16 protein-coding genes are annotated in these 17,349 nt (G+C 54.3%); all 16 read right to left on the reverse strand.

Annotated features, from left to right (window positions below; all coding sequences use genetic code 11):
- Positions 1 to 251: 251 nt before the first annotated feature.
- Positions 252 to 1,385: an acyl-CoA dehydrogenase family protein gene (locus tag C7E10_RS03980; protein ID WP_105326064.1), complete on the reverse strand. Its 1,134-nt coding sequence runs from the start codon at positions 1,383 to 1,385 to the stop codon at positions 252 to 254.
- A 58-nt stretch (positions 1,386 to 1,443) separates the two neighbouring features.
- Positions 1,444 to 1,881 carry a PaaI family thioesterase gene (locus C7E10_RS03985; RefSeq protein ID WP_255668037.1) on the reverse strand — a complete coding sequence of 146 codons (438 nt, stop codon included), beginning with the start codon at positions 1,879 to 1,881 and terminating at the stop codon, positions 1,444 to 1,446.
- A 52-nt stretch (positions 1,882 to 1,933) separates the two neighbouring features.
- On the reverse strand, positions 1,934 to 2,518 hold the full coding sequence (locus C7E10_RS12435; RefSeq protein ID WP_105326066.1) for a 3D domain-containing protein: 585 nt from the start codon (positions 2,516 to 2,518) through the stop codon (positions 1,934 to 1,936).
- A gap of 31 nt (positions 2,519 to 2,549) precedes the next feature.
- Positions 2,550 to 4,454 carry a type I glutamate--ammonia ligase gene (locus C7E10_RS03995; RefSeq protein ID WP_105326513.1) on the reverse strand — a complete coding sequence of 635 codons (1,905 nt, stop codon included), beginning with the start codon at positions 4,452 to 4,454 and terminating at the stop codon, positions 2,550 to 2,552.
- A gap of 343 nt (positions 4,455 to 4,797) precedes the next feature.
- Positions 4,798 to 5,133, reverse strand: a complete 336-nt coding sequence (locus C7E10_RS04000; RefSeq protein WP_105326067.1) for a DUF3870 domain-containing protein — start codon at positions 5,131 to 5,133, stop codon at positions 4,798 to 4,800.
- 3 nt (positions 5,134 to 5,136) lie between these two features.
- Positions 5,137 to 5,934, reverse strand: coding sequence for a serine hydrolase (locus C7E10_RS04005; RefSeq protein WP_105326068.1), 798 nt, complete (start codon positions 5,932 to 5,934; stop codon positions 5,137 to 5,139).
- A 13-nt stretch (positions 5,935 to 5,947) separates the two neighbouring features.
- Positions 5,948 to 7,129 (reverse strand): DUF819 family protein, encoded by a 1,182-nt coding sequence (locus C7E10_RS04010; protein ID WP_105326069.1) that lies wholly within the window; start codon positions 7,127 to 7,129, stop codon positions 5,948 to 5,950.
- A 27-nt stretch (positions 7,130 to 7,156) separates the two neighbouring features.
- Positions 7,157 to 8,251 (reverse strand): dipeptide epimerase, encoded by a 1,095-nt coding sequence (locus tag C7E10_RS04015; protein ID WP_105326070.1) that lies wholly within the window; start codon positions 8,249 to 8,251, stop codon positions 7,157 to 7,159.
- 39 nt (positions 8,252 to 8,290) lie between these two features.
- Positions 8,291 to 9,670: a dipeptidase PepV gene (gene pepV, locus C7E10_RS04020; protein ID WP_105326071.1), complete on the reverse strand. Its 1,380-nt coding sequence runs from the start codon at positions 9,668 to 9,670 to the stop codon at positions 8,291 to 8,293.
- 350 nt (positions 9,671 to 10,020) lie between these two features.
- A complete protein-coding gene (locus C7E10_RS04025; protein WP_105326072.1) occupies positions 10,021 to 10,404 on the reverse strand; it encodes a C-GCAxxG-C-C family protein in 384 nt (127 codons plus the stop codon).
- Positions 10,405 to 10,527: 123 nt separating this feature from the next.
- Positions 10,528 to 12,066, reverse strand: a complete 1,539-nt coding sequence (locus C7E10_RS04030; RefSeq protein ID WP_105326073.1) for an AbgT family transporter — start codon at positions 12,064 to 12,066, stop codon at positions 10,528 to 10,530.
- An 81-nt stretch (positions 12,067 to 12,147) separates the two neighbouring features.
- On the reverse strand, positions 12,148 to 12,618 hold the full coding sequence (locus tag C7E10_RS04035) for a hypothetical protein (protein ID WP_105326074.1): 471 nt from the start codon (positions 12,616 to 12,618) through the stop codon (positions 12,148 to 12,150).
- A 9-nt stretch (positions 12,619 to 12,627) separates the two neighbouring features.
- The gene (floA, locus tag C7E10_RS04040) at positions 12,628 to 13,626 is read right to left on the reverse strand and encodes a flotillin-like protein FloA (protein ID WP_105326075.1); all 999 of its coding nucleotides are present in this window, start codon (positions 13,624 to 13,626) and stop codon (positions 12,628 to 12,630) included.
- 1 nt (position 13,627) lies between these two features.
- Entirely contained in the window at positions 13,628 to 14,128 is a 501-nt protein-coding gene (locus C7E10_RS04045) for an NfeD family protein (RefSeq protein ID WP_434735295.1), read from the reverse strand.
- Between the two features lie 223 nt (positions 14,129 to 14,351).
- Entirely contained in the window at positions 14,352 to 15,524 is a 1,173-nt protein-coding gene (locus tag C7E10_RS04050) for an ABC transporter substrate-binding protein (protein ID WP_105326077.1), read from the reverse strand.
- Positions 15,525 to 15,965: 441 nt separating this feature from the next.
- On the reverse strand, positions 15,966 to 17,333 hold the full coding sequence (locus C7E10_RS04055; RefSeq protein ID WP_105326078.1) for an MATE family efflux transporter: 1,368 nt from the start codon (positions 17,331 to 17,333) through the stop codon (positions 15,966 to 15,968).
- Positions 17,334 to 17,349 lie beyond the last annotated feature (16 nt).

A 17,349-nucleotide genomic window follows, 5' to 3' on the forward strand; every position in this document is an offset into this window, starting at 1 on the left:
GACAATTTATCTACTATTTCATAGGTAATAATTATATTTCCAATTCCTACCTATTCAATAAAATAAGGCTGTGAAGTTCGTTTCACAGCCTTATTCAGCCATAAATACCAGGTCAGGACCTGCACGCAGACAGGCCTTGCCCATTTTTTAACGGAAAAGCAGCCATCAATTATAATTTTTACTTTTCCATTTCTGACGCCATTCCAACCCACTCCAGCGGGCGGCAGCCGTCAAAACGGGATACATTATATTTAGTACAAAATCTTGTTGGCAATAACCATCCGTTGGATTTGGTTGGTGCCTTCGTAGATTTGCAGAATCTTGGCATCACGCATTTTCTTTTCCATGGGATAGTCTTTCATGTAGCCGTAACCACCCATAACCTGCAGGGCATCGGTAGCCACTTCCATGGCCACATCGGAGGCAAAGCATTTGCTCATGGCAGCTTCCTTGCCAAATTCCACGCCCTGGTCACGCATCCAGCAGGCTTTCTGCACCATCAGACGGGCAGTTTCTACCTTCATGGCCATATCGGCAATCATTGCCTGTACCATTTGGAAGGAAGCGATGGGCTGGCCAAACTGTCTTCTTTCCCGTGCGTAGTGGGCAGCCAGATCCAGGCAGGACTGGGCCAGACCTACAGCAACGGAGGCTACGAAAGGACGGGCGGAATCCAGGGTTTCCATGGCAATGCAAAAGCCTTGGCCTTCCCGGCCTACCCGCATGGATTCAGGAACGATAACGTCTTCCAGAATCAATTCGCAGGTGTTGGAGGGACGAATGCCCATTTTATCTTCTTTGCGGCCTACGCTGAAGCCCGGAGTGCCTTTGGGAACGATAAAGCAGGTCAGTCCGCGGATACCGCCGGATTTCCGGGTATTGGCGAACACCAGGTAGCTGTCGGCAATGCCGCCGTTGGTGATGAACACCTTTTGGCCGTTCAGGACATAGTGGTCCCCGTCTTTAACGGCTTTGGTGGCTACTGCGCCTGCATCGGAACCGGCACCCGGTTCGGTCAGGGCAAAAGCAGCCAGCTTGCCTGCGTTCAGCAGGTCGCATTGGTATTTTTTCTGTTCTTCATTGCCAGCAATCAAAATGGGATAAGAGGCCAGAGCATTGGCAGCAATGGAAGTAGCCACACCGGCGCAGCCCTTGCCCAGTTCTTCATAAATCATGGCAATGGTAATGCTGTCCAGTCCCGGGCCGCCGTATTCTTCCGGGACTACCAAGTTCAGCAGTCCCATATCACCGGCGATTTTGAAAATTTCCGGTCTAGCGTGGTTTTCCCGATCCATTTCTTCCGTATAAGGAACAATTTCCTTATCAACGAAGTCTTTGACTATGGACTTTAATTCTAATTGCTCTTCGTTTAACGCGAAATCCATAAGAGAGCCTCCTGTTTTATGGCGTAGCCTAGTATTTTAGTTGTTAATCTTCATTATTTTACCACTGATTGGGTATTTCGTCAAAATGCCCCACCACAAACATGGTGCCCGTTACATCCACCATTTTTTTGCCCTCGGGGTCGAAGATTTCAACCCGGCAAACCAGGGTGGAACGGCCTTTATGTTCCAGATGTGCCTTGGCAATAATTTTTTCCTTGGCAGAGGTGTTGCTGATAAAGTTGATGGAGGAAGAAAGGGTAACTACCTTGTCCCCAATGCTGTAGCCCACTGCCCCCATGGCCGTATCCGCCAGGGTAAAGAGGGCTCCACCATGGACCACGCCATACCGGTTCCCGTGCTTGGCCGGGTCCACCGCCATGCTCAGCTCGCAGCGGCCGCATTCCACTTTTTCCAGTTTCACATCTGCCAATTTCATAAATGCATTTTCGTCAAATTTCTTTTCCATCCAACCTGGGATTTCTGCAGCAGTTAACAATTTCTTCACTCCTATCTCTGAATTTTCAATAATTTTGTTTCAAAAAATCAATTTACAGTATATACACGTGTACCCGCCGACGGCCCCATTGAAGCGCCTGTCCGCGGTTGGAAAATGCCAAATCTATTTTGTTGCCCTTGATGGCGCTGCCGATATCGGCGGCAATCCCTTCCCCGTACCCCATCACATACATCCGGGTACCTAGAGGAATAATCAAGGGATCTACAGCAATAACGCCTTTTTGCATGGGAATGCCGGTATAGGTCACACCCGTTACGCCCGGGTCAGTGGGACTATAGCCCGTAGTTTCCATGGTCCAAAGTTTTCGGTAGTGGCCAAAACTCAGGCCGCTTTCCTTACTCATCAAATTGTAGACGGACCAAGTAACAGCTCCTGTCTGCTGTTTTTTGTGTTTGCGTTGGAAGGTCTTAACGGCATTCATTGTATCGGTCCCAAACTCTCCATCTATCTCGCCCTGGTATATATCCAGCTTGGACAACATAGCTTGTACTTCTTCCACTTTGCGGCCCTTAGCACCCAAGACCGCCACCGGTGGAACGGCAGCGGCCTGAGCAGTCAGGGACAGACTGAGGAGAAGCAGGAGCGTCAGCAGGAGACCTGTGGTCTTATGGTGCACGCTTGGCAGCCTCCTTTTCTAGCAGTCTAACTTACAGAATGTTTTCTGCGTAATCCTTATACAGTTTTTCCAATTCTTCCATTTTCTTGTCCATAGCCAGCTGCAAATCGGAAGCCTTGTCATAGTCGCCTTCGGTCAGGGCTTTGGACAATTGGGTGAACATGGATACGTTGGTATCGGTGTTCTTGGCAATGATAACCCGCAGTTCCTGGACTCTCTGCCACATACCGTCATCCCAGGCAGTGCTGCCTTCGGTGGTTTCGTGCAGGGGTTTCATGCTGGCAATTCTGTTTCTGTAATCCGGAATGATGTGGGTCAGCAGTTCGGTCTTCCATCTGATCAAAGCGCCTTCCTCGAAGGATTTCAGATACAGCGGTTTCAGAATATCGCCTTGGGTCAGCACGGCTACCTTTTCCGGATAAGCATCAAAGGCTTTCATGTTTTCCCAAACGGTTGCAGGCGGTTTGCCAAAGTATTGATCCCGTTCTTCCGGGGTAAAGTCTTCGAACACATCGTCTTCAGAACGATAGGCTCTGTCTTTTTCCAGGTAGAAGCCTTCTTCCCCAGCAGTCTTGGACAGTTCCTTTTCCAGTTCCTTGGTGGACTTGCCGGAAGCCAGGGCAGCCTTGATGCCGTCCAGGGCAGCCAGGTAGAAGCCAGCCAGGGCCAGGTAGGTGTTGGTGAAGGGGTTGGGAGCACGCATTTCCACACGGGTAGCCTTGGGATTGTCGATATCCCGGATCAGGCCGGCCAGGATGGTTCTGTTACGGGAAGGAACATCCGGAGCCTTGCCGATGGAGGTTACGATGCAGATAGGAGCTTCAAAGCCAGGTCTCAGTCGTTTGAAAGCATCGGTGGTGCAGGAAACGATGGGGTTCAGCACTTCGTAGTTCTTCAAAAGACCCATCAGGGCGCCAAAGCCGATGGCGGACAGGAAGTCAGCCTTCATATCGGAGGGGCTCATGATATTCACGAATTTGCCGTCCTTCAGGATGGCGCCGAAACCAACGTGGGTGTGTTCGCCGCTGCCGGCAACGCCCACAATGGGTTTGGCCAGGAAGGATACTTCCAGGCCGTTAGCACGGAAGATTTCCTTAACCAGGGTACGTACCAGAATTTCGTTATCGGCGCATTGCAGGCCGGTGGAGAATTTCCAGTCGATTTCCAGCTGTTCGTTAACGTGGGTCATGTTGCCGTTGGCATCCAGTTGACCTCTTACGCCGCCCACTTCTTTGTGGCCCATTTCCGGTTCCAGGCCATAGTAGCCCAGCACTTCAACGGCTTGTTCCAAAGCGGTACGCACGTTGCCGCGGGTACGGGCCCAGTATTGTTCCTGCATGATCTGGGAGGAAGACAGGGCAGTTTTGTCCACGTCTTCGGTAGGAGTCTTGACCCAGAATTCCAATTCGGTAGCGCTGGTAAAGGTTACCTTTTCTACGTCCTTGGGATCAAAGGCCAGACCAGGAACCGTGCCGGCAGCCAGCATGGCTTTGTGGATTTCGCTGGAAACGTATTCCAGGGATTTTTTCAGCAGGTAACGGGAATCCACGAATTCACCGTTGTGCAGCAGGAAGCAAGGTACACGCAGGGTGCCCACCAGTTTGCCGGTTTCAGCATCCACGTGTTCAATATTGTAGTCAACGAACCAGTTTACGGACAGGTCAGCAACCATATCTACACGGGCATCGTTCAGGGAAGCAACGCCGGGCAGTACTACGGAAGAACCGTCGGTTTGGGCCGTATGGCTGTACAGCATGGTTTCCATATCATCCAGCAGCAGGGAAATAGGCACCTTTTCATCCGTATCGTTGCCGGCAAAGTCAATGCCCATGAAAGATACGAATTTGATTTCAGGATGATTATTCAGCAGAATACGCAAAGTTTCCGGTGTCAATTCACTGTGTTTAATCACATAAAGCAGGTCGTCTTGATACATGTTGGTTTTATACATGTTTGATTTCCCCTTTCCCTCTTTGGCCCATTGGCTAGCATGCTCAGATTCATTTGAGCGGGTTGAACGGGTGGTCCCGTCCTTTGTTATTTTCTTTTAAGTACTTCTGAATTACATGGCTTATTATAGCACACCGCTTTTCATTAAGCTAGTAAGAAAAGCAATTTTTTCGAACTTTTTTCTTTCTGATTTTCTCTATGTTCGTAAATTCTTGTCTATTTCCTGAATTTGTCGGTGTTTCAGAGTCATTTGTCCTTCTAAAAATGAATTTTCCGAACAATACATGGTTTCCCATGGCTAACTATTCCCGTCTTCCGCCGTCAGCTCTTCACTTTCCCTGGGCCTGGCGGTAATGGGCCAGGGCATCCCGGTAGGCGGCCAGGATGGCCCTGCTGGAAGAACCGTAGTACCGGTCCTGTATTTCTGCCTCCAGGAAGGCTGCATCTTTTTCCAGAAAATGGTGCATAAATATGTTTTTCACGAATTTCCGGGTCAGCTCCAGGGTGGCGTTGCAGTCCACATCCAGGATTTCCCCGGTACCGGCCGCTACCTCAAAGGCCAGGTAGAAGGTCCCGTAGATCCGGGTAATGGCGTTGTCCGAGGTGGTCCGGGCTTCCCCGGTAAAGTACAGGGTGCGCTGCTTTGGCGCCGGTTTTTCTGCCATGGTCTAGGCCTCCCCTTCCGTAATGTGGTCATAGACCAGTTTGCCAAGGGTGCCCAGGGTCCGCTTGCCCGTCAGGCTGTCCGGTTGCTGCTGGGTCAGGACGGCCAGAATATAGGGATGGTCCGGCAGGAGAAAAATGCCGCAGTCATTTTCCACGCCCTTGAGGTCCCCGCATTTGTGGGCCAGGGGCACGTCTTCCGGCAGGTACCGCTGGAGCCGGTCCCCCTGCTGCTGCCGCTTGAGCATTTCCAGCATGGTTTTGCTTGCGTGGGGACTTACCAGAGTGCCTTCGTAGATGCCCCGGAGAAGAAGCACCAGGTCGTCGGCGCAGGTCCAGTTATCCCGGCCGGCGTCCCGGGCTGCGCTGTCCATCATTTTCCGGCCCAGGTGGGTAGCGGTGAGCCCCAGGTCCTCTCCCAGCTGGTTCACCTTGTCCATGCCCACCCGGTCAAGGAGCAGGTTTGCCGCCTCGTTGTCGCTAACGATGATCATCAGGGTACAGAGCTCTTTCAGGGTAAAGGTATGGCCGGACAGGAGTTCCTTCAGGATACCGTCCCCGCCGGTGCGTTTTTCGGCAGTCAGGGTCACCCCTTCCGCCAGAGACAGGCTGCCTTCTTCCGCCTGACGAAAAACTTCTGCCAATACCAGCAGCTTAATGGTACTGGCAGACAAAACGGCACAGCTTCCCCCAACAGAGAAGCCGTGCCGCAATTTTTCGTCGTAGAAGCTAAGGGTAACCTGACCGCTGCTGTTTTGGCACAGGGCTTCCAAAGAAGCCTGCCACTTGGTTTGCTGGTTCAAGTTTCCTTCCTCCTTAGGACATCATTTTTAAAACATAACCGCAGAACAGACCGGCAAAGTTCCCGATGGCGGCCCCCAAAATGCCCATAAGCACGCCGATGCCTGCATAGGAAGCATCATAGGCAGAAGCCACAATGGGAGCAGACGCTGCCCCGCCGATATTGGCCAGGGAAGCGGTGGAAACCATGCACAGATCCCAATGGAAGAGCTTGGACAGGCCAAACATCAGCACCACGTGAACCACCAGGATAAAGAAGCCGTACACCACCCACATGGGAGCGGCCAGCAGGTCCAGCACCGAAGCGGTGGAAGCCAAAAGGGAAACCACGGCGTACAGGTACACGCTGGACAGTTCTTCCACGGCGGGCACCTTGCCCAGCGGGGTCATGGCGCAGATCAGGCCCAACACCGTCACAAACAGGGTGGTCATGGTGCCTTTATCAAACATGGCAAGGCCCACACTCTTTAAAAGGGTGTTCAGGTTGGCGCCCACGGTTTGGGAAAGAGCAGAAACCAGCAGGGACACGCCAATCAGGAAAATCCAGTCGGCAGAGGTGGCCTTCTTCTTTTCCTTGGCGACTTCGGCAGCGGCAGCATCGGCCACAGCCTGGAGCTTGGAGGTGTCCGCCTGGGTGGCGGCGTTCCAGCGATTGGCATAGCGCACCCCCAGGAGCAGCAGGGCAATCCACACGGAATAGCACACGGTATCCAGGGCCAGGGCGCAGCTGTAGGCGCCGGCGTCCACCGGCAGGGCTGCCTGCATGGCCGCCATATTGGCGGAACCGCCCACCCAGGAAGCGTACAGGGCCGCTACCGCACCCCAGGTATCATTGCCCAGGAAGCCTTTAAAAATCGGATAGCCTACAATAAAACCCACAAACAGGGTCACCGAGCAGCCCAGGAAGATGGCTACCATCCGGCCGCCCAGTTTGGCCAGCTTCCGGAAGTCGCAGCGCAGCAGCATAACAAAGATCATGGCGTACAGCAGGTTGTTCTTCAGCGCTTTGTAGGCTTCAGAAACGCCCTTGGAATTGTACAGGCCCATGGTGCAGAAGATCATGTTCAGCACGTAGATCCAGACCAGGGGAGGAACAATGGAGAAAATCTTCCACTTGGAATATTTTTCCAGGGCCAGCAAGGCGCCGGCCAGAAACATCAGAAAGGCAATATACGTAAAACCACTGGTGATTACCATACAAATTCCCCCTTTTTCACACCCCTATTAGTCGTCCAGATACTGGATACCTTCAATGCCCCGGATGCCCAGACCCGGTTCATCAGCCACGGTAATTTCTTTTTCGTTAAATACGGCGCCGCCCAGCACCGGGTCCTCAGAGCACAGCACCGGCCCGTCCAGGTCCACCTTGGTGATAATTTGCCGGGCGCAGGCCAGATGCACGGCTGCGTTGACGCTGACCTTGGCTTCCAGCATACAGCCAATCATGCACTCCACCCCGCTGACCTCTGCCAGGGTGGCAATCTTCAGGGCATTGGTAAGCCCGCCGCATTTCATCAGTTTGATGTTGATCAGGTCCGCCGCCTGGAGCTGGACGATTTTCAGGGCATCTTCCACGGAGAAGACGCTTTCGTCAGCCAGGACAGGCACGTAGGACCGGTCAGTGACGTACTTCAAGCCTTCCAGGTCGTGGGCCTTTACCGGCTGTTCCACCAGCTCAATGTCCAGGCCCCGTTCCTGCATCTGGTTCAGCAGTTTCACTGCCTGCTTGGGAGACCAGGCCTGGTTGGCGTCAATGCGGATCCGGGGTTTGTCCCCCACCGCTGCCCGGATGGCGGAAAGCCGCTCCACGTCCAGGGACGGGTCGATGCCCACTTTTACCTTCAGGGTATCGTAGCCCCGCTCCACAGCGTTGACTGCGTCCCGGGCCATTTCTTCCGGGGGATTCACGCTGATGGTCAGGTCGGTGATAATCTGGTTCCGGCTGGCCCCCAGCATCCGGTACACGGGGATTCCGTATTTCTTGCCGTACAGGTCCCACAGAGCAATGTCCGCAGCCGCTTTGGCGCTGCTGTTTTTCACAATGCACTTCTGCACATCCCGGGTGAGATTCTCGAAATCCTCAACGTCCCGGCCCACCAGGGTCTTAATGATGTGGTCCTGGAAAGCGCCGATAATGGCCCCGGTGGTATCCCCGGTAATGGCTCCTGTGGGAGGCGCTTCCCCGTAGCCTACCTCGCCGGTATCGGTGTGGATTTCCACGATGATATCTTCCACGCTGTTGACTTGCCGCAGGGCGGTTTTAAAGGGCACCCGCAGCGGTACAGAAATACGGCCCAGCCGTACTTTGGTGATTTTCATATTTCTCTACCCCCTTTTGCAGAACTTGCTTGCTGTTTTTTATTTGGCCAGCCGATACAGGGTTTCCGCGTAAATCTTGGCGTTCAGCACCAATTTGTCGATTTCCCAGCATTCGTTGGGCAGATGTTCCCGCACGGTGTCCCCTGGGAAAATAGGACCAAAGGCTACAATGTGGGGGATGGATTTGGCGTAGGTGCCCCCGCCAATGCAGATGGTCTTGGGTTCAAAATCGGTCATTTCCCCGTACACGCCCAGCATGGTCTGGATGTAGTCGGTTTTGGGATCCACGTACAGGGCCTGCTTGTGGAATTCAGAAACTTTGGTGAAGCCGTTCTTCCGGAATTTATTGTCCAGCTGGGGAGCGCATTCGGCGTAGGTATGGGTTACCGGGTAACGGTAGTTGATTTTCACCGTCAGGCCCTTGTCGTCCCCATCAATGACACCCAGGTTAAAGGACAGCCGGCCAGAGGCATTGTCCCGCAGGTCGATGCCCATGGAAACCCCGTGAACCTCCAGGCCAATCTTTTCGCCCAGGAAGTTCATCACCTGGTGCAGTTCACCAATCAGGGGCAGCCGGGACAGGGATAGCAGCAGCCGGCCAATGGCGTTTTCGCCCTTTTCCGGAGAGGCGCCGTGGGCCTGTACGCCCTGGGCGGTGATAACCAGGCCCGGTTCTTTTAATTCATAGGTCACCTTGGGATCCAGGTGGCCAAAGCTTTCAATGACTTGTTTGCCCAGTTCCGGGGTGCAGGACAGCTCGGCCACAGCCAAGGCCGGCACTACGTTATAGGCAGAACCCCCGTGAATTTTCACCAGTTTCAGGGGACCGTACTGCTGATAGCCCACCTGGTATTCCACGTTGATGATGCCTTTTTCCCCGTTGATGACCGGGTATTCCCCATCGGGCGTAAAGCCGCAGACAGGCACTTCCCCGCCTTTTTCCAGGTAATGGACCATATCCTGGCTGCCAGTTTCTTCGTTGGTGCCAAAGAGGATACGGATCCGGCGCTTCAGGGGCAGACCGCTTTCCTTCAGGGCCTTCAGGGCATACAGGGCGGAAGTGGTGGGGCCTTTGTCGTCCAGGGCGCCCCGGCCGTACACATTGCCGTCAGCCACCCGGCCGCTGAAGGGATCTTCGTCCCAGCCGTCACCGGCGGGTACCACGTCCAAATGGCCCAGCACCGCTACCATTTCCTTGCCGGTGCCGTATTCGCACCAGCCCATATAGTTGTCCACGTTTTGGGTCTTGAAGCCCATTTTTTCCGCTTCGCCCAGCATAAATTCCAGGGCCTTGGCGGGGCCTTCCCCAAAGGGTTTGCCGGGAGCGGCCTCACCTTGCACGCTGTTGATCTGTACTGCCTTGGACAGCGTTTCCACCATTTCCTCTTTGTTTTTGTCTACCAGTTCTGCCAATTCCATTGTGCGGTCTCCCCTTCACTGTGAAACTCGCTGCTGCATGAAAAAAGCCCAGCAAAAAATACGGGTTTCCCCTCCATTTCCTGCTGGGTCTCCAGATGCTTCCTGCGCTATTGGCCATAGCCCACACACCAAGAAACAGCAACGGTTCTATACTATAGTATTAGTTTACTCTCCTGTTTCTTGCTCTGTCAACGCACTTTTCCATTTTCGTTACATTTTTTCCCTACAGCGCTCTCAAACAAGGATTATTGTGTATCGATTGAACACTTGCAGCCAAAAAGCCCCGCCTGCCTTCTCCCAACGGAGTGCAGAACGGGGCTTCTTTTCTTGCGATACAGTTGTGCAGGCGCTTACAGGCGTTCTTCGATAGCCACTACGGCAGCCCGGATGCAGTCGTCGCAGGGACACAGGACTTTGCCCGTGCCTACGCCTTTCAGGTCACAGCAGGCAGTGGCACCGGTTTCAGCCTTAAATTCATCTACTACGTCCTTCATGATGAATTTGGTGGGCTTGTCCGTATGGTTCAGCAGGCCCATAACAATGCCTGCGCCTACCAAAGCGCCGCAGGTAGCTTCCAAGCCGCCCATGCCGGAACCGAACCCGGAACCCAGGGCTTTCAGTTCTTCAGCGGACTTGCCGATTTCATCCTGGAAGGCCAGGAGAACGGCTTGGGCACAGTTGTTGGCAGTATGTTTGTAATTGACAGCCATTTCGGCTTTTTTACTGGTTTTCATTGTGGTAAGACTCCCCTCTATATGGTGCCTATCATTATAGACGCTTTGCCCCTAAAGCACAAGCAGGACGGAGAAAAGTTCCCCGTCCTGCCGCAAATACGCTTTTGTTGGTTAACACAAGTCTTACAGAATGCCAGGGGGCAGCGCCGTGCCTACGCCCGGCCCAATGGGAACGCCCAGCGCCATCCAGGCAATCATAAAGAGGATCCAGATGAACTGCAGAATCACGGCCAAGGGAATCAGGTTGGAAATAAAGGTCCCCACGGTTACGTTGGGATCGTATTTTTCCTGGGCCACGCTGAGCATCATCCACAGATAGGGCATCATGGGGGTGAAGCTGTTGCCCGGGGAGTCCCCCAGCCGGTACAGCAGCTGGGCAAAGCCCGGATGGTAGCCCAGCAGCATGAACATGGGCACAAAAATGGGAGCGAAAATAGCCCATTTGGCAGAACCCGAGGACATGAAAATATTAACGAAGGCGCACACCAGCACAAAGGTCACGCACAGGGGAATGCCCGTAAAGCCGGCGCTTTTCAGGAAATCCGCTCCGGAAATGGCCAGCAGGGTACCCAGATGGGTCCAGTTGAACAACCCCTGGAACTGGCCGCAGAAGAAGCAGAACACCACGTAGGAACCCATGGCTGCCATCTGCTTGACCATGGCGTTGTTGATGCTGCGGACATCCTTGAATTTCCCTACCGTAATGCCGTAGGCAATCCCTGCCAGGCTCATGAGCCCAAAGAGAATGGGAATCATGCCCTTCAGCAGCAGGGAACCCACCAGGGAACCGTTCTTGGACAGCACGCCGCTGAAAAAGCCGGCCGCAATAAGGGCACAATAGGCCAGAGTCACCAGCCCGGCGTTGCGCATCCCCCGTTTTTCTTCCTGGGTAACTTCCTGAACCCCTTCCAGGTCCTTGGCTTCGTACTTGCCAAAGCGGGGTTCCACCAGCACCTTGGAGAAATAGCCCAACACCCAGGAAACCAGGAAGGTGGATACAAACATAAAATACCAGTTGCAGGTCACGTCCACCACAAAGGAGCTGTTGCCCAAAAAGGCTTCAATGGCCTGGTTGGTCATGCCCTGAAGCAGGGAATCCGTCCCGGCAATCAGCAGGTTGGCGGTAAAGCCGGCGTTGGAGCCGGCGTAGCCCACAATCATGCCCACCAGGGGATTCTTCCCCACCCCGATGTACACCAGGGCTGCCAGAGGCGGAATCACCACCGCTGCCGTATCGGAGGCGATGTTGCCCATAACCCCAACAAACGCCACCAGATAGGGTACAATGCCGGGCGGCACGTTGTGCATGCTCCGGCGCAGCAGGCTGATGAGCAGCCCGGATTCCTCACAAAAGCCAATGGCCAGGGTCATGGTGATCACAAGGCCCAGGGGCGCAAAGCCCGAGAAGTTGCTGACCAAATGGGTCAAAAGCCAGTTTACCCCGTCCTTGGAAAACAGGTTCTGGGACATGACCAGCTTCCCGGTTGCAGGGTTTTCCAGGGCCACTCCGGAAGCCGTAAGACCTGCGCCAATCAGTGCGGTAATCAAAAACAAAATGCAAAACAGGATGGCCGGCGGGGGCAGCTTGGCACAAACCCGCTCCACTCCATTCAAAAACCGGTCCACCCAAGGGGTCTTGGGTGACGCTTTTCCTTCTGCCATACCCCATTCCTCTTTTCCCTGTAGATTTGCACTGCCGTGCTGCGTTACAAATTATGGTGTAACCGTTTTTTACTACTGCTCCTAAAAATGCTTTCCTTGTTCCTCATCCCAGCTTTCCAAGGACCGGGGTTTGCCAAGGACCATCGCCCAGGCCATACCCTGGCGCAGGCCGCCGGCCAGCAGAGGATTCTGCGGTTTGGGTGCCTGGGGAGCTGCGTCCGCCAGGGGCACCTCCGGGGTTAAATCCCGGATCTCGTCCTTCAGGTCTTCCTTTAGGGGCTGGATCGTGGGCTTTAGGTCCTCCACCTGCTCCTGCACCGTAGGCGTTACCCGGTGGCCTAAAGGCTCCGTGGCCGCAGCTTCTTCACAGGTAAAGGTACCGGGCTGGGCCGGCTGCCGCTTCACCGGCTGGGGCCCCTTGGGGAAACTGAGCTTGGGCAGCTTAGGCAGCTGCACGCCGCTTCCCGGCTTCTTGGGAGGCCGTTTTCTGGTCCACTGCCCCAAAATCAGAAACCCAATCCAGAGCAGCACAATAATCAGGCCGCTGTCCATAGGCGCCTCCTACTTCACCGGCTGGGAAGGTTTGGGAGCTGCTTCCTGGGAGCCAGCCGTCAGGCCTTCCCGCATTTTGGTATCGGCCAGCAGGTTGTTCAGCCGGTAATAATCCATCACTCCCAGATTCCCCTGCCGCAGGGCCTGGGCCAAAGCCTCGGGTACCTGCGCCTGGGCTTCCACCACCTTGGCCTGCATTTCCTGGGTATAGGCCCGCATTTCCTGCTCTTTGGCCACAGCCATGGCCCGGCGTTCTTCTGCCTTGGCCTGGGCAATATTCTTGTCGGCTTCGGCCTGGTCGGTCATCAGCTGGGCCCCAATGTTCCGGCCCACATCCACGTCGGCGATATCAATAGAGAGAATTTCAAAGGCAGACCCTGCATCCAGCCCTTTGCTGAGCACGGTCCGGGAAATATGGTCCGGATTTTCCAAAACGTCCGTATGCTCCTCGGAGGAACCTACGGTGGTAACAATCCCTTCGCCTACCCGGGCGATAATGGTGGATTCCCCGGCACCGCCTACCAGCCGGTCAATATTGGCCCGCACGGTAACCCGGGCCCGGACCTTCAGTTCAATACCATTTTTGGCCACAGCAGAAATCAAGGGCGTTTCAATCACCTTGGGGTTAACGCTCATCTGTACGGCTTCCAGCACATCCCGGCCAGCCAGGTCGATGGCTGCGGCCCGTTCAAAGGTCAGGGGAATGGCAGCCCGTTCTGCGGCAATCAGGGCATCCACCACCCGGTCCACGTCACCGCCGGCCAGGTAATGGGCTTCCAGCTGGTCCACATTCACGTCAAGACCGGCCTTGTTGGCCTTCACCAGAGGCAGGATAATCTTGGAGGGAATAACCCGCCGCAGCCGCATCCCCACCAGGGTAAAGATGTGTACGTTGACCCCAGCCGCCATAGCAGAGATCCACAGTCCCAAAGGCACAAAGTGCAGGAACAGGACAATTACCACCAATAAAACAATCACAAAAAAGGAACTACCTAGTAATGCCAGCATCTCAGTTCTCCTTTCGTACTACCGTGCGGCCGCCGGTAACGGCCACCACTTTCACCCGGGTCCCCGGCTCGTAAAATTCTCCGTCGGTAACGCAGTCCACCGGTTCCCCGTCAATCATTACCTTGCCTGCGGGCCGCAGCACCGTTTGGGCGATGCCCACCTTGCCCAGCAGGTCTTTCCGTTCCTCACTGCCCTGGTAGCCCCGTTCTGCGGTGGAACGCCAGCGCAGGGTCAGCCGCCGGCCCAGCCAGCTTTCCGGCATCAGCCGGATCAGCACGTAGGCGGCAAAAAGCAGCAGCACCAAAGCGATCAGCACCGCTACGGCAGCGGTAGTACCAGCGCCCAGGGAAAAATACAGGGCCCCCAAAAGGCACACCAGCCCTGCGGCTCCAAAGACCCCGAAGCCGGGAATCAGTGCTTCGATGCCCAGGAGGATGGCGCCAAAAACCAATAAATTGATTGCCATAACACCCTCCGTTTCTGCCAGTTTTCTACCTGGCAACAGATTAGATACATTGTACCATATCCCTGTTGCAATGTAGAAGGAAAAACAAATAAAGGAAAGCGAAATTGTTCAGAATTTCCAGGCATTGGCGAAAGTGAAAGGAAAAGAAGGACGGCAGGGCCAAAACTCGCCCCACATGAAAACGCCAGGTCAGGTTTCCCCAATCTGGCGTTTTCCCCTAGTTAGCAAACAATAGAAAGAAGTATGCAGTTTTTTAGGTTCAGGGATTAATCTTTTCCCTGAAGGTTTGGACACCATTCTTCAGTTCGATGATGGTGCCGCCGGTGATGGGATTGTGTTCCTTATCTACGGTGAATTTGCCTGTAGCAATGGGGAAATCCTTCATCTTGGCGATTTCTTCGGCAATCTTGGTGCCATCAGTGGTGCCGGCTCTCTTAATGGCTTCTGCCGCTACCAGTACGCAGTCATAGGCATGGATGGCGAAGCTGTCCGGTTCTGCGTTGTATTTGGCTTTGTAGTCTTTGATGAACTTTTGGATGGTAGGGTCCTGGTCCTGGGCAGAATAGGCACTGCTGAAGTAGGTATTGTTCAGGGCATCGGCACCGGCAATTTCTACCAGTTTCGGAGAATCCCAACCATCGGAGCCCAGAATCGGGCAGGTCAGGCCCACTTCACGGGCTTGTTTCACAATCTTGGAAACTTCTTCATAATAGGCCGGCACGTACAGGACGTCCGGATTGGAAGCCTTCAGTTTGGTCAGGGCTGCTTTGAAGTCCTGGTCCTTGGCCAGGAAGGCTTCTTTGGCAACCACTTTGCCGCCGCCTGCCTCGAAAGTCTTGGTGAACACGTCCACCAGGCCCTTGGAATAGTCACTGGAAGAATCAAAATAGATGGCTGCATTCTTCACGTTCAGGCTCTTCAGGGCGAAGGTTGCCATAACCTTGCCTTGGAAAGGATCGGTGAAGCAAGTCCGGAAGATATAGGGACGAACCTTGCCTTGTTCATCCACCGTAATGCCGGGAGCCGTTGCCGTAGGCGCAATCAGGGGGACCTTGGCGTTGGTCACCACCGGGGTAGCTGCCGCCACACAGCCGCTGGTAGCCGGGCCTACAATGACGGCCACCTTATCCTTGGAAATCAACTTGGTGGCCTGGTTGCCGGATTCGGAAGGCTCGGACTTGTTGTCGGCCTGAACAATGGTAATCTTTTTGCCGTTGATGCCGCCTTTGGCATTGATTTCGTCCACGGCCATGGTCATGCCGTTGTAGGCTGATTTGCCGTAGTTGGCCACGTTGCCCGTCATTTCGAACAGGGCGCCCATTTTCACTTCGTTGCTGTTGGCGGCCTGCTTTTTATCGCCGCAGCCTGCAAACAGTGTGGCCAGCGCCGTGGTCATGGCCAGTGCACCCACTGCTTTTTTCCATCCTTTCATGCCCAACACCTTCACTTCATTTTGATTTCTTGCCAGGGACCAGTGCTAACGAAAGCCTGTCTAACAAGTTAATGCCTATTATAGCATGTGTTTCCGATTTTGCAACACTTTATTTTACAAGTTTCTTAAATATTACCCGTATTGTATACCGTATTTATGTATACTTTGTTCTTTATTTGCTGTTTTTATGTACTTTTGTCCTTTATATAAATACTTTACCATTATTTTGTCCTGCTTGAATCTACTTCTTTAGTAGAACGATACCCTGTAAGTTCAATAAATCGTTTCCCATGAGTCTAAACAAATAAAATGAGGCAGAAAAAGAAAAATTCCGGCCAGAAAAACTGACCGGAGTTTTTTATTCCAAACGATACAAAATTGTGAAGCACCAAAAACCGCGGACGGGAACAGCCTTTCCCAGCAGGCCCTGGATTCCCCGCCCTAAATCACCCGGCAGGTTTCCCAGCTGCCCTTTTTGTACCGCCAGATAAAAATCAGCCCCCGAATGGTCCAGTCCAGGCACATGGCATAGGCAATGCCCAGGACCCCCTGGTGAAGCACCAGGGCAAAAAGGATGGAAAAACACAGCCGGACCCCCAGGGTGGTAAACAGGGACGTGGCCATGGTAAAGTTCACGTCTCCGCAGGCCCGCAGGCCTTTGCCCAAGGGGTCGGCAAAGGGGAATACCAGGGCGCTGAAAATATTGTGGATCAGCACCAGAAGAAGGGTCAGGCTCTTGGTCTGGGGCTCCAGAGCATAAAAGCTCAGCAGCACCGGGGTGGCGGCAAAGACCAGGGCATTCCAGCCAATGGCAAAAAACAAGGTGATTTTCGTCAGCTTATGGAAGTAATAGTCAGCCTGGGCAATGTCCCCTGCACCCATGCACTGGCCAATCACGGTAATGTACACCGGACCCATGGCAACACAGACCAGGGACGCCACGGACCAGATGCTTTGGGCCACGCCGTTGGCTGCAATCTGGTAGGTGCCAAACAGGGCCACCACGCTGGACAGGGCCACTTTCACCAGCTGGAAGATACCGCTTTCCACCCCGTTGGGAATGGCAATCCGCAAGATGGTATGCTGCAGAGCACCGTCCAACCGGAAGATCCAGTCTTTCACGTACCACACCGGGTTCACCCGGGAGAAACACAGGGCTGTCATCACCACTGCGGAAAAGCTCCGGGCCACCAGGGACGGCCAGGCCACCCCGGCAACCCCAGCGTGGAATACAAAGACGCCCAGACAGTTGCCCACCACGTTAATCAGGTTGGCCAAAATGGAAATGTACATGGAGGGACGGGTTTTCCCCAAGCTCCGGTACAGTGCCGAGCCTGCATTATAAATGGCCAGGGCCGGGTAGGAATAGGCAGAAATCCGCAGGTAGGTCACGCAGGCCTCCATCACCGCGGGCTCCACCCGGCCAAAAAGCAAGAGCATCAGCCGCTGATTGAACGCCAGCACCAGGGCGGAGCTGACCACCGAAAACAGGAGGGAGGCGGTCAGCAGCTGGGACGCAGAGGCTCGTGCCTTGGGCAGGTCCTTCCGGCCAATGTACTGGCTGATGACCACGGCACCGCCGGCAGCTAGGGCCACAAACAAATTGATAAAAATAACGTTGAACGCATTCACCAGGGAAACCCCGGAAACGGCGGCCTCCCCTACGAACCCCACCACAAACACGTCGGCCAGGCCCACCAGAGCCAGCAGCAGCTGTTCCAGGAATAAGGGAATAATCAGATCTCGTAAGGCTTTGTTGGAAAATAACGTGGGTAAGACTCCCTTTCTCCTGCATTTTGGGGCTTGCAGGCCGGCCCGGGGCGGT

Origin of the sequence: Acidaminococcus hominis (assembly GCF_900291475.1) — a bacterium.
Classification (GTDB): Bacteria; Bacillota; Negativicutes; order Acidaminococcales; family Acidaminococcaceae; genus Acidaminococcus; species Acidaminococcus hominis.

Excerpts from the sequence above, each read along its gene's own strand:
- C7E10_RS03980 (WP_105326064.1), bottom strand. The coding sequence starts at position 1,385 with ATGGATTTCGCGTTAAACGAAGAGCAATTAGAATTAAAGTCCATAGTC.
- C7E10_RS03995 (WP_105326513.1), bottom strand. The coding sequence starts at position 4,454 with ATGTATCAAGACGACCTGCTTTATGTGATTAAACACAGTGAATTGACA.
- C7E10_RS04000 (WP_105326067.1), bottom strand. The coding sequence starts at position 5,133 with ATGGCAGAAAAACCGGCGCCAAAGCAGCGCACCCTGTACTTTACCGGG.
- C7E10_RS04010 (WP_105326069.1), bottom strand. The coding sequence starts at position 7,129 with ATGGTAATCACCAGTGGTTTTACGTATATTGCCTTTCTGATGTTTCTG.
- C7E10_RS04015 (WP_105326070.1), bottom strand. The coding sequence starts at position 8,251 with ATGAAAATCACCAAAGTACGGCTGGGCCGTATTTCTGTACCGCTGCGG.
- pepV (WP_105326071.1), bottom strand. The coding sequence starts at position 9,670 with ATGGAATTGGCAGAACTGGTAGACAAAAACAAAGAGGAAATGGTGGAA.
- C7E10_RS04025 (WP_105326072.1), bottom strand. The coding sequence starts at position 10,404 with ATGAAAACCAGTAAAAAAGCCGAAATGGCTGTCAATTACAAACATACT.
- C7E10_RS04030 (WP_105326073.1), bottom strand. The coding sequence starts at position 12,066 with ATGGCAGAAGGAAAAGCGTCACCCAAGACCCCTTGGGTGGACCGGTTT.
- C7E10_RS04035 (WP_105326074.1), bottom strand. The coding sequence starts at position 12,618 with ATGGACAGCGGCCTGATTATTGTGCTGCTCTGGATTGGGTTTCTGATT.
- floA (WP_105326075.1), bottom strand. The coding sequence starts at position 13,626 with ATGCTGGCATTACTAGGTAGTTCCTTTTTTGTGATTGTTTTATTGGTG.
- C7E10_RS04050 (WP_105326077.1), bottom strand. The coding sequence starts at position 15,524 with ATGAAAGGATGGAAAAAAGCAGTGGGTGCACTGGCCATGACCACGGCG.